We start from the raw sequence: 13155 nt of genomic DNA on the forward strand, positions 1-13155 counted from the left end.
GACCGCCGGTTCGTCCGCATGGCTCTCCTTGCGGGCGCGCACGAGGCAGGCCTGCGAATGCAGGATGACGCCGTCCTGGAGCACCTTCAGGTGGTTGGCACGCAGCGTCGAGCCGGTGGAGGTGATATCGACGATGATATCGGCCGAGCCGGAGGCGGGAGCACCCTCGGTGGCGCCCAGGCTTTCGACGATGCGATAAAGCTGGATGCCGTGCTGGCTCGAAAAGAACTGCTGGGTCAGTCGCCAGTATTTGGTGGCGATGGCAAGGCGCCGGCCGTGGCGGGCGCGGAAATCGGCGGCGACATCGACGAGATCGGCCATGGTGTCGACATCGAGCCAGATCTCCGGCACAGCGACGACGACATCGGCATGGCCGAATCCGAGGCGGGCGCAGAATTCGACGCGCTTGTCGACCTCGGCAAAACCTTCCCGCATCAGATCCTCGCCGGTGACGCCGAAATCGACGGTGCCGTTGCCGATTTCGCGGGAGATTTCGGAAGCCGAGAGGAAAGCGATTTCCACATCGTCCCAGCCTTCGACGCGGCCGCGATAGGAGCGGTCGTTACCAACAGCCGAGATCGTCATGCCGGCACGTTCGAAGATCGCCGAAGCGTCCTCCTTCATCCGGCCCTTGGAGGGAAGCGCGATGGTGATGGTCATGCGGCTGCCCTTTCGGTTTCGATGCGGTCGAGCCAGAAGGAGAAGCCGACGGCCGGAATGCGGTCCGTCGCACCGAGGAAGGTCAGGAGCCGGTCGAAGCGGCCGCCGCCGGCTAGAACCGCGGTCGAACCTTCGACCGTCACCTCGAAGACGAGGCCGGTGTAGTAGTCGAGCGGCCGTCCGAAGGCGGCACGATAGTCGAGGCAGGAAAGATCGACGCCGGCATTGGAAAGTGCTGCGACACGGCCATTGAAACGGGAAAGCGCATTGCCGAGTTTCAGGCCGGCAGCATCGGCGAAACCGGAAAGGGCCGCGGACGCATTGACCAGCGGCACGTCGAGCGACAGGAACTCTTCCAAAACATGGAAGGCCGCATCGTCGAGGCGCGTTTCGGACAGGATGAGCTTTTCCTTGAGCCTTCGGGCGATCTCCAGCGCCGAACGGCCGGCATTCGTCGAATAGCCGGTCTTCTGCATCTCGCGCTCGAGATGGGCGACCAGCGCCTGCTCGTCGCCTGACGCGACCAGCCTGGCGATATCGTCGTCCAGACCGGTGACGAATTGCGGGCTGACGAGGCTGGCAAGCAGCGCCTCCAGCTGCGTCATATTGCCGAAGGCGTGGATCAGGCGCTTCTGCCAGCCAAGCGGCAGGCCGAGCGCCTGGACGACAGCCTCGAACACCGCCTGGTCGCCCAATGTCACCGACAGACGGCGGCCCGGCAGCAGGCGGGCGAGAATGCCGGTGGCATCGCCGATGGCGCGGGCATCGGCGTTTGACAGGTCGATATCGCCGAGATCCTCGATGCCGGCCTGATAGAATTCATTGGCCCCGTCGCGACGCTGGCGGAAAACCTCGCCGAGATAGGCGTAGCGCTTCGGCGTGCCGGTCGCCGTCTCGATGTGGCGCAGACAGACGGGAATGGTGAACTCGGGACGCAGGCAGAGGCTGGCGCCGGTTTCGCTCTCCGTCATGAAGATGCGGCGGCGCAGATCTTCGCCGGCGATATCCAGGAAAGGTTCGGCCGGCTGAATGACAGGCGTATCGATGCGCTCGGCGTTGCGGGCGACGAATTCGGCGATGAGGTCGTTGGAGAATTCGGGGAGGTTGATCAGGGGCATGCCGGGCTCCGAATAATAGGCGACGGGCGTGCCGGAAATGCCTCAGACATCACCGCCCGCCCTCTTCCGATCCTCGGCCTGTGCAGCAAGGATTTCCTTCACCTTGGCGACGAGGTCGGCTTCCGGCGCCGTCTCCTGCGCGACGCGCGCTTCGCGCCAGCTGGCATTGTCCTCGATCTCGCCGGAGAGCCGCTTGCCTTCGATCAGATCCTTGATCTGCACGACGCTTGTCGCGCGCTCGTCGCCGCCCTGGATGATGGCGACGGGGCAGCCGCGGCGATCGGCATATTTCAGCTGGTTGCCGAACTTCTTCCAGTTGCCCTGGAACATCTCGGCGCGGATGCCGGCGGCGCGCAGTTCCTGCGTCATCTTCTGATAGCGGCCCATCGCCTCGACATCCCCGTCCATGACGGTCACCAGCACCGGCTCGATGACCTCGCTGGCGCCGAGCTTGCCGAGGTTCTTCAGCGCCGTCATCAGCCTGGAGACGCCGATCGAAAAGCCGGTCGCCGGTACCGGCTGCCCCATGAAGCGGGAGACGAGGCCGTCATAACGACCGCCGCCGCCGACCGAACCGAAGACGACCTTTTCGCCCTTTTCGTTGGTGACGTCGAAGGTCAGTTCGGCCTCATAGACTGGACCCGTATAATATTCGAGGCCGCGCACGACGGAGGGGTCGATCTTGATGCGGTCAGGGCCATAGCCGGCGCTGGTGACGAGTGCACCGATGAAGTTCAGCTCCTCGACGCCTTCGCCACCCTTGGAGGTTCCTGCAACCAGCTCAGCGAGGCGGGCAGCGCTTTCGGCATAGTCCTTGATGCCGACGAAGAACAGCACCTTGTCGATCTGCTCCTGGCCGAGGCCGGCGCCCTTGGTGAAATCGCCGGATTCATCCTTGCGGCCGGGACCGAGTAGCAAGGCCACGCCCTCCGGGCCGAACTTGTCGAGCTTGTCGATGGCGCGCAGCACGTTGAGCCGCTGGCCGGCCTTGTCGTCGCCGCCGAGGCCTATCGCCTCGAGCACACCGTCCAGAACCTTGCGGTTATTGACGCGGATGACATAGTCGCCGCGCTTGATACCGAGGGCTTCCAGCGTATCGGCCATCATCATGCACATTTCGGCATCGGCCTGGACGCCCGGCGCACCGACTGTATCGGCATCGAACTGCATGAACTGACGGAAGCGGCCGGGGCCCGGCTTTTCGTTGCGGAAGACGTAACCGGCGCGATAAGTGCGGTAGGGAAGCTGGATCTCGTTGAAATTCTCGGCGACATGACGGGCGAGCGGCGCCGTCAGGTCGTAACGCAGCGACATCCATTGCTCGTCATCGTCCTGCAGCGAGAAGACGCCCTCGTTCGGCCGGTCGCTGTCCGGCAGGAACTTGCCGAGCGCATCGGTATATTCGAACAGCGGCGTTTCGAGCGGATCGAAACCATAGTGCTCATAGACTTCCCGGATCTTTGCCGTCATCTCGTTGACGGCGCGGATATCGCCGGCCGTCCGGTCAACGAAGCCGCGCGGCAGGCGGGCCTTGAGCTTTTGCGGTTTCTTCTGCTTGTCGTTCATTTCCGGGGATTCCACTGACTGTGACAGTGGCGGTTTCCTAGCGGATTGGGCGGGGAGCGGCAAGGGCGAAGGGTCTTGATGTGGCTGCGAGAATCGATTGAACGAAGGAGCTCCATCAGAAATGCGGATATGTTCATGATCACTGAGGCACTCCTCTATGCCGCGACCTTGCCGCTGACCGGCAAGCCGCATCGAAAGTTCATCCGCTATTCCGTCAATCTCTGGTCGCGGGCCGGGCGCTGCGCGGCGGATTGGGCCGAGCATGAGGAGATGAGCCGGAAGGCGATCCTGGCGGCGACGGCCGATCTCAGGCAGAAGCGGACCGCCGTCGTCCTCGGCTCCGGCCTGTTGCGCGACGTGCCGATCGAAGTGCTGGCGAGAGATTTCGACACCGTGGTGCTGGTCGATCTCGTTCATCTCGCTTCGGTGCGCCTGTGGCTGTCGGCCAAGGGCTATCGCAATGTCCGGCTGATCGAGCGCGATCTCTCCGGCTATGATGACCTTGCCGCCGGCCGCGAGCCCGAACCGCTCGGCTTCCTGCGCGCTGTGCCCTATCTCGATCTGGTGGTTTCCGCCAACCTCTTGTCGCAGATCGGTCGCGGCGTGAAACGGCGCCATGAGGCCGAGCCAGGGCGAATGCCTGAAGACACGGTGGAAAGGCTGATCGCGGCACATCTTGCCGGACTTTCCGGGCTTTCCTGCCGCAGCTGCCTGGTGACCGACATCGCCTATGCCGTCATCGACCGCAATGGCAGGACGCATGAAGAGGCCGACCTGCTGCACGGCGTTTTGCCGCCAACGGCAAAAGCGGCCTGGACATGGCCGGTCGCCCCGCTCGGCGAAGAGAGCAAGGATTATAGGATCGAGCACAAGGTCATCGCTGCATGGTGACCAGGATGTGACCGCCGATCGGCTTGGCTTGTATCCAGCCTTCGCCTATAAAACAGCATGCGCATGCTTGCCCTCATCACGATGTTTCTCGGCTGGCTGGTCTACAGCGCCATGTCCGCATGGGCCGGCTGTCCGACCTGTGCGTCGATGGATGCGCCGGTCGTCGTCGAAAACGGTATGCACCATGAGATGGCTGGCATGGATAGGCATGGGGCGGCTGATACGGCCGATCCGTTGAAAGACCCGTGCGCCACCGGCAACTCCGCGCATATGCCGCTATGCGCCGCCTGTCTTCTGCTGCCAGCGACGGTGACGGTCATGGATGGCGGAAAGTCCATTTTCGGCTATCCCGCCCCGGCGCCTGCCCGCGCCCTGGACGACGACAAGCCGACACCGCAGCCGCCCCCTCCCCGACTGTCCTGACACGACGACCATCCATGCCAATCAGGTGGTTTGGCCGCCTGGAGACCTATGTCAGACAGAGGAAGGAACTCTCATGTCTTTGAAAATCATCATCCTCACCGCAATGCTCGCCATCATTGCCGCTCCCGTCCTTGCCGAAGACAAGCCGATGGACATGAGCAAGCCGATGGGCAACCACGATGCGGCAGGCCACGCCTTCAGCGAGGCGAATGCCAAGATGCACAAGGATATGATGATCGAATATAGCGGCGGCGCCGATGCGGATTTCGTCCGCGGCATGATCCCGCATCATCAGGGTGCGATCGATATGGCCAGGATCGAGCTGCAATACGGAAAAGATCCCGATATCCGCAAACTCGCCGAATCCGTCATCAAGGCGCAGGAAGCCGAGATCGCCGAGATGAACGCCTGGCTCAAGGCCCACGGCAAGTAACCGATCGTTGGTGAAAAGGGGAACGCCGGAAATGTCCGGCGTTCCTCAAGACTTATGTTGGCGATCTCAGTCCTTCGGCTCGAAATCGGCCGGGCGGCGGCCGGCGCCCTGTCGCGCCAGCATCCAGCCCGGATATTCGGGCGCAAGCGCGCTTACCTCATCGAGCCTCTTCATATCGCCTTCATCGAGCTTCAGCTTGACGGCGGCAAGGTTCTGGTCGAGCTGGTCGACACGCTTGGCGCCGATGATGACTGTGGTGACGAAAGGCTTGGCGAGGATATAGGCGAGCGCCACGGTGGCGACGCTGACGCCGTGCTTTTCGGCGACCTCGCGCATGACGGCGACGCAGGCCCAGGCCTTGTTCGTGTCGACCGGCGGGAAATCAAAACTGGCGCGGCGGCCTTCGCCGTTGCCGGGCGCGCCGGGACCGTACTTGCCGGAGAGCAGACCGCCGGCGAGCGGCGACCAGACCATCAGGCCAAGCTTTTCCTCCTGCATCATCGGCACGATGTCGCGTTCGAGATCGCGGCCGGCGATGGAATAATAGGCCTGCACAGTTTCGAAACGGGCAAAGCCGCGACGTTCGGAGAGGCCGAGTGCCTTGGAAATGCGCCAGGCCTGCCAGTTGGAGACGCCGATGTAACGCACGAGACCGCGGGACACGAGATCGTCAAGAGCGCGCAGCGTCTCCTCGATCGGCGTCACCGTGTCGGTCGCGTGGATCTGATAGAGGTCGATATGGTCGGTCTGCAGGCGTTCGAGGCTCGCCTCGACCGAATCCATGATGTGGCCGCGCGAGGCGCCGCGGTCGTTCGGCTTGTCGCCCATAACGCCGTAGACCTTGGTGGCGATGACGACGTCCTTGCGCCTGACGTCTAGGTTCTTCAGCGCCTGGCCGAGCAACCTTTCGGACTCGCCGGATGAATAGACATCGGCCGTGTCGATGAAATTGACGCCTGATGCAAGGGACCGCTCGACGATCCGGTCGGCGGCATTCTGGTCGACATCGGCGATGGCGCCCCACATACTGCCCTGTTTGGCTTCGCCGAAGGTCATCGTACCCAGGCAGATTTCCGAGACGAAAAGTCCCGTATTTCCGAGTTGATTGTAACGCATGGTCGAAAAAATCCTTTGTGTCTGCCGCAAGAGGGGCTTGCGAACTGCTGAACTTCATTTTTTGATTATTGGCCTGCATTATGACAGGCACAGCCGTGGCTGGCTGCAAGTGAGGCGATTTCCATGTAGTGCGGCGGCGGCGCTTTTCAACGCCGCGCATGCCGCGCCAGAACGCCCTTGTCTCGACACAGGCAGCCGATAGATTGCCGGCCACATTTTAAGAGGTACGCATATGACGACGCGACCACTGACCACGATCGGCTTCGATGCCGACGATACACTCTGGCAAAACGAACAATATTACCGGCTGACGGAGGCGCATTTCACCGGGCTTCTCGCCGATTTCGCCGAAGGACCGAAGATTTCCGAACGGCTGCTGGAAGCCGAGAAACGCAACCTTCGCCATTACGGCTTCGGCATCAAGGGTTTCACGCTGTCGATGATCGAGACGGCGATCGAGATCACCGAGGGCAAGATTCCGGCCGGTGTGATCGCCAAGATCCTCGATACCGGCCGCGAACTGCTATCCCATCCCGTCGAGACCATGCCGCATGTGCGCGACACGCTGGAGGCGCTTGCCGGCAAATACCTGCTTGTCATGATCACCAAGGGCGATCTCTTCGATCAGGAGCGAAAGCTTGCCCAATCCGGGCTCGGCGACTTCTTCGATGCCGTCGAGATCGTCTCCGACAAGACGGCCGTCACCTATCGCCGCATCTTCGCCAAGGTCGGCGACGGGCCGGAGCGAGCGATGATGGTCGGCAATTCGCTGAAATCGGACATCGTGCCGGCGATCGCCGCCGGCAGCTACGGCGTCTTCGTGCCACACGAACTGACCTGGGTGCTGGAACATGTGGACGAGCCGAAAGAGGCGCCGCGTTTCCGCAAGATCGACCACCTCGGCGAATTGCGCGAGCTGATCGACCGGCTCGGCTAGAGCGGTTCAGCTTTTAACGGAAACGCAGAACCGCTCTAACTTTTGTTTTTACGCAATTCCGGACGGAAAACCGCTTCGCACTTTTCCTGGAATTGCTCTAAGCCGGGCGCTACCTCTGCCTCATTGCGGCTTCGGCGGGGCCTTCGGGAACAGCGAGGGGCGCTCCGGCTCGGCCGGCGGTTTCGGCTGCTGCGGGGCAGCCGCCAGCGGCTCGATCAGGATGCTGAAGGGAGCGCCGAGGCCACGGCGCGGCGAGACCTTGGAATAATAGGGACGCAGCAGCCAGGTGGCGTTTTCCTTGATCGTCGTCTCGAAGCTCATGCCGTCCTCGTCGGTGCCGAAGAAGGCCTCGTCATCGGGTTTCGACAGGTCGAAAATCGCCAGGAAGGCAAATTTGCTTTTCGTCGAAAAGCTGATCTTCAGGTGCTGGCCGGTGCGCACCGGCAGCGTATAGACGTGGCCATTGCCGAACTTCGTCCAGCCCTTCAACTGCATGGTGACGGCCGGGAATTGCAGCTTCTCCAGCTTCTCGCCAGGATCGAGCTGCGGCGTCTGCGCCATGGCGGAGGCCGTCAGGAGGAAAAGGGCAGCAGCGGCGATCAATGTTCTCACGGAATGATCTTTCATGGGCGAACCAGGGCGGTGCGCATCGCCTCGACCTCGGGCCGGCAGAAGCAGCCTTCCAGATGATCGTTGACGAGACCCATCGCCTGCATGAAAGCATAAACTGTGGTCGGGCCGACAAAGGTCCAGCCGCGTTTCTTCAGATCCTTCGAAATGACCACCGATGTCGGCGTCGTCGGATTGGCGATGATATGCTCGCGGTCGACCACGGCCGGCCGCTCGTTATGGCCGGGCTCGTAGCGCCAGAAATAATGGGCGAGCGAGCCGAATTCGTCCTTGAGCTCGATTGCGCGCTTGGCATTGTTGATGGTCGAGACGATCTTGCCGCGATGGCGGATGATGCCGGCATCGGCGAGGCAGCGAGCGACATCCCCTTCGCCGAAGAGAGCGACCTTGTCGAAATCGAAACCTGAAAAGGCGGCGCGGAAATTCTCGCGTTTGCGCAGGATCGTCAGCCAGGAAAGACCGGACTGGAAGCCTTCGAGGCAGATCTTCTCGAAGAGGCGGATGTCATTGGTGACAGGGCGGCCCCATTCCTCGTCATGATAGCGGAGATAGTCGGGCAGATTGGCATGCCAGTGGCAGCGGCTCCTGCCGTCCTCGCCGATTATGATGCCTGTCGCGCTCATGATCCTTCATTCTGCGGGGATCCGCTTCGTTCTCTGCTCATGATTCCGGCTTTACCATTTGCAAACCGTCTTTCCAAACCGAACGGTAACCCTGACGAAAAGTTTATCCGGTCGGTCGGCTTTTCATGAATCGATCTTTACCATTCGCTGGCGGATCGGGTGGCAGCGTCATTCCCGGGCGGAACATCTCCGCCAGCGCATTTTCGGTCATTTGTAGAGAGTTCGTCCGATGATGAAACAGCTTGTTCTTGCCGCAGCCCTCTTCGGCATCTTCTCCACGGCCGCCCTTGCAGACGACCGCTATGCCACCCGCCCGCCCGTCGTGCTCAGCCCCGATCTGACCGCGCCCTGGATCAATCAGCTGGGCGGTGGCAGGGTTCGTCCTGTCGTCTATCAGCGGCCGGTCATCCGCCAGCAGCAGCGCGGCCTTTTCCAGCGCCGCGTGCTGCGTCAGGCGCCGCAGGCGGCACCGCAGACCGTTTCGGCGATCAATCCCGGCATTCCGTCGATCCGCCGTCCGATCGAGCCGCAATACCTGCCGCAGATGGTCGATTACGACACCGCGGAAAAGCCCGGCACGATCGTTATCGATACCAACAACCGCTTCCTCTATCTGGTGATGCAAGGCGGCAAGGCGCGGCGCTACGGCGTCGGCGTCGGCAAGCCGGGGTTCGAATGGGCAGGCGCCCACAAGATAACCCGCAAGACCGAATGGCCGGATTGGACACCGCCTTCCGAGATGATCAGCCGCGAAGCCGCCAAGGGCCATTACCTGCCGGCGCGCATGGATGGCGGGGCGGAAAACCCGCTCGGCGCCCGCGCCATGTATCTCGGCTCGACACTTTACCGCATCCACGGCACCAACGCCCCCTGGTCGATCGGCAGCGCCGTTTCCTCCGGCTGCATCCGCCTGCGCAACGAAGACGTCGTCGACCTCTACGACCGCGTCAATGTCGGGACCCGCGTCATCGTCATGTAACGGCGGCGCAATACTTACAGCGCCGCGTGTCTTGTTCTGATGCGCAAAGGGCGCTGTAATCCTTTAAATTGCTGCATAATTTCTCCTTAAGTCGATTCCGATTTGAGGATAAATTATGCAGTGGGGGCCGCAAGAACATCCGGCTCCCCTTCTCCAAAATGCTTTATCCGGCCACACCGATCTTGAATCGGGCAGAAGTTCATGTAGCTTCGAGCGGATTTGCTTGAGGGGAATCGATCATGATCAAACTAATGCCGGGTCTGGCTGCTGCCGGACTTGTCCTATCCTTGATGTCCACATCCGCCTTTGCTGCACCCGCCGGCTCCGCGTCCGACAATGCACGGCGCCCGGCGCAGATCGTGCGCGTCGCGCAGATGCCGAAATATGTGAAGCCGCAGTTCAAGCGCAAGAAAGTGCGCCTGGTCACGACGGAAGCCACCGGCACCGTCATCATCGATACCAACAACAAATATCTCTACCTCGTCGAAGGCAACAATCGCGCCACCCGCTACGGCATCGGCGTCGGTCGCGACGGCTTCGGCTGGTCGGGGGTCGTCAAGATCGGCCGCAAGGCCGAATGGCCGAGCTGGACGCCGCCGGCCGAGATGCGCCGCCGCGAAGCCGCCAAAGGACATATTATTCCTGCTTTCCAGGAAGGCGGCGAGGACAATCCCCTCGGCGCCCGCGCCATGTATCTCTACCAGGGCGGCCGCGACACGATCTTCCGCATCCACGGCACCAATCAGCCCTGGACGATCGGCCTCAACATGTCTTCCGGCTGCATCCGGATGATGAACCAGGATGTGACCCATCTCTACGATCGCGCGCCTGTCGGCACCAAGGTGATCGTCATCGGCCCCGGCAACAGGCAGGGCAAGGTGGCGTTCGAGGACAGGGGCATCGACGTGCTGCGCACCATGTTTGGCGGCTGAGCAACACTTACCAAAAAAACGAAAGGCGCAGTTTGACGCGCCTTTTGTTTTGCTTAGACTTTGCGGCGAAAAGCTGGCACACGTGCCTAAGAGTCGACATATTTATTTCGGGGCTATTCAATGACATCTGCGCTGCGTTCCTCAGCTTCCCTGCTTGCGGGCATCGCGTTTTTTACCATCTGTTCAGCAGTTTCCGCCTCGGCGGAAGACCTGCAATTCTCCATCTACGGCGGCTACCAGACCGCACCGCACAGCGGCGTCGATCTTTCCGACGGAACGAGTTTCACCGCCGGCTGGGAAGGCAAGTCCTTCGGCAGCCCGCCTTATTACGGTGCCCGCGTCACCTGGTGGCTCGAGAACTTCAACAAGCCGAACTGGGGTATCTCGCTCGATTATACCCATGACAAGGTCTATGCGGACGACGATACGCTCGCCAAGGCCGGCTGGTCGCATTTCGAATTCACCGACGGCCTGAACCTGATCACGGTGAACGGTCTCTATCGCTTCCAGGATCCGACCCGCCGCTGGACGCCCTATCTCGGCGCCGGTATCGGCGTGAACATTCCGCATGTCGAAGTGATTCGCCCTGAGGGCAAGACCTGGGCCTATGAATTCGGCGGCGTGACGCTGCAGGCCCAGGCCGGCGTCGACTTCAAGGTGACCGAGCGCTGGTCGACCTTCGTCGAATACAAGGGAACCTATTCGCGCATCGACGTTCCGATTGACAGCGGCGTGGACCTGAAGACCAACATCTTCACGAATGCTGTCAACGTCGGCGTATCGTTCCACTGGTAACAAATTTCAGCTGCGGTGCTATTTGGTGCCGCAGCTGACCTTGCCCTCGACGGCATAGGGTTTTTCACCGCCTTCGATCGTCAGGGAATAGCTGCCGCTGAAATTTGCCGACGGCTTGCCGCGCTCACCGGCGACGACCACCAGATCCAGCGTTGCGCCGCCGGTGTCATCTTCGCCGCCGTCGAAGACTTCCATCAGCAGTTCGCCGTTGCGCGACCAATGGTTGGTCAGGTGCTGCGATTCGAAAACACGCTTTCCGAACACGGCTTCTTGTGCCGGATCCTTGACGATCAACGCGCCGCGGAAATGATTGAGCTTGTGGCCGGCAGCGCTTTCGAAACCGCTTTCGAGCGTGAAGCGTGCTTCCTTGTCATCGGCGGAACAGAAATAACGGCTATTTGCATGGGCGGTGCCTGCCGCACCGAGCAGTCCCGCAAGCACAATCATTCCCCGCCACATCGTCTAAACTCCCGAGACCGGCCCGACGGGCCTTCGCAAGCTTCAGCCTAACGGCAAACCTGTTAATTTTTCCGGCACAGCGCCGCCGTAGGCCCAATCGAGCAGTTCGACCGTATGCAGGATCGGCATGCCGGTGCCGGTGGCGATCTGGGTGATGCAGCCTATATTGCCGGTAGCGATGACATCGGCCTTGGTGGCCTCGATGTTCTTGACCTTGCGCGCCTTCAGCGCCGCCGAGATCTCCGGCTGCATGATGTTGTAGGTGCCGGCAGAGCCGCAGCAAAGATGGCCTTCGGCCGGATCGCGCACCGTAAAGCCCGCCGCTTTCAGCAATTGCTTCGGCGCAAGCGTGATCCGCTGGCCGTGCTGCATGGAACAAGCGGAATGATAGGCGACCGTGACGCCCTTCGGCTTGTGCGCCGGCAGGTCGAGGGTTGCGAGATATTCGGTGACGTCCTTGGCGAGCGCCGAGACCCTGGCCGCCTTTGCAGCATAGGCGGGATCGAGGCGCAGCATGTGGCCGTAATCCTTGATCGTCGTGCCGCAGCCCGAGGCGGTGATGATGATCGCGTCGAGGCCCCGCCCGTCGATCTCGCGTGTCCAGATATCGACATTCGCACGGGCGCTTTCGAGCGCTTGTTCGGCGCGGCCCATGTGATGGACCAGCGAGCCGCAGCAGACCTCGCCCTCCGGCATCACGACCTCGACGCCGAAGCGCGTCAGCAGGCGGATCGCCGCCGCGTTGATGCCGGGATCGAGCACCGGCTGAGCACAGCCGGAAAGGATCGCCACCCGGCCGCGCCGTTTGGTCTCGGGGCGATAGGTGCCTGGCTTTGCGAAGTCCGAAGCGGTCGGGATCCGCCGCGGCGCAAGCGCCAGCATGGCGGCAAAGGGTTTCAGCGCGCCCCCCCGCATCAGGCCGGCGAAGGGCCTGCCGAGACGGGCGAGTTTGAGCGCCAGACGGAAACGACCGGGATAAGGCAACACGGCGGCAAGAATGGCGCGCGTCAGCCGGTTCATGAACGGGCGTTTATAGGTCTTTTCGATATGGGCGCGGGCGTGATCGACCAGATGCATGTAATCGACGCCGGAGGGACAGGTGGTGACGCAGGCAAGGCAAGAGAGACAACGGTCGATATGGGTGACGACCTCGGCATCGGCGGGCCGGCCGTTTTCCAGCATGTCCTTGATCAGGTAGATGCGGCCGCGCGGACTGTCGAGCTCGTTGCCGAGCGTCACATAGGTGGGACAGGTGGCGGTGCAGAAGCCGCAATGGACGCATTTGCGCAGAATCTGCTCGGATTCGGCGACATCTGGATCGAGGAGCTGGGTCAGGGTGAAGTTGGTTTGCATCTAACGGGATCCCCGGGGGATGGTGAAGGTTGTGCTTGGGACACCCCCCTCTGTCCTGCCGGACATCTCCCCCACAAGGGGGGAGATCGATATGCCGCACCCGCTTCCCATCTCGCAACGCCCAAGTTTAGCATCGCGACAAGTCGAAATGAGAGCGTCACGGCTCCTGCGTGATCTCCCCCCTTGTGGGGGAGATGTCCGGCAGGACAGAGGGGGGTAACCCAAGCGCAAACTCATTTA

General features: G+C 61.8%; 15 protein-coding genes. 7 read left to right on the top strand and 8 right to left on the bottom strand.

Annotated features, from left to right (window positions below):
• From hisG to hisS, 3 genes are all read right to left on the bottom strand, one after another.
• Window positions 1-660, bottom strand: a 660-nt coding sequence (gene hisG / locus HX899_RS26945; RefSeq protein ID WP_181293808.1) for an ATP phosphoribosyltransferase, incomplete at its 3' end; no start/stop codon positions are given.
• A complete protein-coding gene (locus HX899_RS26950) occupies window positions 657-1778 on the bottom strand; it encodes an ATP phosphoribosyltransferase regulatory subunit (RefSeq protein ID WP_138328916.1) in 1122 nt (373 codons plus the stop codon). The genes HX899_RS26950 and hisG, both read right to left, overlap by 4 nt.
• A 42-nt stretch (window positions 1779-1820) precedes the next feature.
• A complete protein-coding gene (gene hisS / locus HX899_RS26955) occupies window positions 1821-3344 on the bottom strand; it encodes a histidine--tRNA ligase (RefSeq protein WP_181293809.1) in 1524 nt (507 codons plus the stop codon).
• Window positions 3345-3473: 129 nt separating this feature from the next.
• On the opposite strand from hisS, the gene HX899_RS26960 reads away from it, so the two are divergent.
• From HX899_RS26960 to HX899_RS26970, 3 genes are all read left to right on the top strand, one after another.
• The gene (locus HX899_RS26960) at window positions 3474-4235 is read left to right on the top strand and encodes a hypothetical protein (protein ID WP_181293810.1); all 762 of its coding nucleotides are present in this window, start codon (window positions 3474-3476) and stop codon (window positions 4233-4235) included.
• 57 nt (window positions 4236-4292) lie between these two features.
• The gene (locus HX899_RS26965) at window positions 4293-4658 is read left to right on the top strand and encodes a hypothetical protein (protein WP_138390692.1); all 366 of its coding nucleotides are present in this window, start codon (window positions 4293-4295) and stop codon (window positions 4656-4658) included.
• 73 nt (window positions 4659-4731) lie between these two features.
• Window positions 4732-5091 (top strand): DUF305 domain-containing protein, encoded by a 360-nt coding sequence (locus HX899_RS26970; RefSeq protein ID WP_181293811.1) that lies wholly within the window; start codon window positions 4732-4734, stop codon window positions 5089-5091.
• A gap of 66 nt (window positions 5092-5157) precedes the next feature.
• On the opposite strand, the gene HX899_RS26975 is transcribed toward HX899_RS26970, so the two are convergent.
• Window positions 5158-6207: an aldo/keto reductase gene (locus HX899_RS26975; RefSeq protein ID WP_181293812.1), complete on the bottom strand. Its 1050-nt coding sequence runs from the start codon at window positions 6205-6207 to the stop codon at window positions 5158-5160.
• Between the two features lie 232 nt (window positions 6208-6439).
• Here HX899_RS26975 and HX899_RS26980 point away from each other — a divergent pair, with 232 nt between their 5' ends.
• A complete protein-coding gene (locus HX899_RS26980) occupies window positions 6440-7144 on the top strand; it encodes an HAD family hydrolase (protein ID WP_181293813.1) in 705 nt (234 codons plus the stop codon).
• A gap of 120 nt (window positions 7145-7264) precedes the next feature.
• Here HX899_RS26980 and HX899_RS26985 read toward each other — a convergent pair whose 3' ends face one another.
• Both HX899_RS26985 and HX899_RS26990 read right to left on the bottom strand, forming a co-directional pair.
• Window positions 7265-7771 (bottom strand): hypothetical protein, encoded by a 507-nt coding sequence (locus HX899_RS26985; RefSeq protein WP_181293814.1) that lies wholly within the window; start codon window positions 7769-7771, stop codon window positions 7265-7267.
• A complete protein-coding gene (locus HX899_RS26990) occupies window positions 7768-8397 on the bottom strand; it encodes a DNA-3-methyladenine glycosylase I (RefSeq protein WP_062943465.1) in 630 nt (209 codons plus the stop codon). The genes HX899_RS26985 and HX899_RS26990 overlap by 4 nt, the downstream gene beginning before the upstream one ends.
• Before the next feature lie 229 nt (window positions 8398-8626).
• Here HX899_RS26990 and HX899_RS26995 point away from each other — a divergent pair, with 229 nt between their 5' ends.
• From HX899_RS26995 to HX899_RS27005, 3 genes are all read left to right on the top strand, one after another.
• The gene (locus HX899_RS26995) at window positions 8627-9376 is read left to right on the top strand and encodes a L,D-transpeptidase (RefSeq protein WP_181293815.1); all 750 of its coding nucleotides are present in this window, start codon (window positions 8627-8629) and stop codon (window positions 9374-9376) included.
• 239 nt (window positions 9377-9615) lie between these two features.
• Entirely contained in the window at window positions 9616-10308 is a 693-nt protein-coding gene (locus HX899_RS27000) for a L,D-transpeptidase (protein WP_064651506.1), read from the top strand.
• Window positions 10309-10428: 120 nt separating this feature from the next.
• On the top strand, window positions 10429-11103 hold the full coding sequence (locus HX899_RS27005; RefSeq protein WP_138328923.1) for an outer membrane protein: 675 nt from the start codon (window positions 10429-10431) through the stop codon (window positions 11101-11103).
• An 18-nt stretch (window positions 11104-11121) separates the two neighbouring features.
• Here HX899_RS27005 and HX899_RS27010 read toward each other — a convergent pair whose 3' ends face one another.
• Window positions 11122-11562: a hypothetical protein gene (locus tag HX899_RS27010; RefSeq protein WP_181293816.1), complete on the bottom strand. Its 441-nt coding sequence runs from the start codon at window positions 11560-11562 to the stop codon at window positions 11122-11124.
• A 42-nt stretch (window positions 11563-11604) separates the two neighbouring features.
• Window positions 11605-12915, bottom strand: a complete 1311-nt coding sequence (gene glcF / locus HX899_RS27015) for a glycolate oxidase subunit GlcF (protein WP_181293817.1) — start codon at window positions 12913-12915, stop codon at window positions 11605-11607.
• Between the last annotated feature and the right edge of the window lie 240 nt (window positions 12916-13155).

The organism is Rhizobium sp. WYCCWR 11146, assembly GCF_013591995.1.
In the GTDB taxonomy this organism is placed as follows: domain Bacteria; phylum Pseudomonadota; class Alphaproteobacteria; order Rhizobiales; family Rhizobiaceae; genus Rhizobium; species Rhizobium indicum.

Bases quoted from the DNA above. Each gene is read 5' to 3' on its own strand.
- HX899_RS27010 (WP_181293816.1), bottom strand. From the start codon at position 11,562: ATGTGGCGGGGAATGATTGTGCTTGCGGGACTGCTCGGTGCGGCAGGC.
- HX899_RS27000 (WP_064651506.1), top strand. From the start codon at position 9,616: ATGATCAAACTAATGCCGGGTCTGGCTGCTGCCGGACTTGTCCTATCC.
- HX899_RS27005 (WP_138328923.1), top strand. From the start codon at position 10,429: ATGACATCTGCGCTGCGTTCCTCAGCTTCCCTGCTTGCGGGCATCGCG.
- HX899_RS26990 (WP_062943465.1), bottom strand. From the start codon at position 8,397: ATGAGCGCGACAGGCATCATAATCGGCGAGGACGGCAGGAGCCGCTGC.
- glcF (WP_181293817.1), bottom strand. From the start codon at position 12,915: ATGCAAACCAACTTCACCCTGACCCAGCTCCTCGATCCAGATGTCGCC.
- HX899_RS26950 (WP_138328916.1), bottom strand. From the start codon at position 1,778: ATGCCCCTGATCAACCTCCCCGAATTCTCCAACGACCTCATCGCCGAA.
- HX899_RS26995 (WP_181293815.1), top strand. From the start codon at position 8,627: ATGATGAAACAGCTTGTTCTTGCCGCAGCCCTCTTCGGCATCTTCTCC.
- HX899_RS26960 (WP_181293810.1), top strand. From the start codon at position 3,474: ATGTTCATGATCACTGAGGCACTCCTCTATGCCGCGACCTTGCCGCTG.
- HX899_RS26975 (WP_181293812.1), bottom strand. From the start codon at position 6,207: ATGCGTTACAATCAACTCGGAAATACGGGACTTTTCGTCTCGGAAATC.
- HX899_RS26965 (WP_138390692.1), top strand. From the start codon at position 4,293: ATGCGCATGCTTGCCCTCATCACGATGTTTCTCGGCTGGCTGGTCTAC.
- HX899_RS26970 (WP_181293811.1), top strand. From the start codon at position 4,732: ATGTCTTTGAAAATCATCATCCTCACCGCAATGCTCGCCATCATTGCC.
- HX899_RS26980 (WP_181293813.1), top strand. From the start codon at position 6,440: ATGACGACGCGACCACTGACCACGATCGGCTTCGATGCCGACGATACA.
- hisS (WP_181293809.1), bottom strand. From the start codon at position 3,344: ATGAACGACAAGCAGAAGAAACCGCAAAAGCTCAAGGCCCGCCTGCCG.
- HX899_RS26985 (WP_181293814.1), bottom strand. From the start codon at position 7,771: ATGAAAGATCATTCCGTGAGAACATTGATCGCCGCTGCTGCCCTTTTC.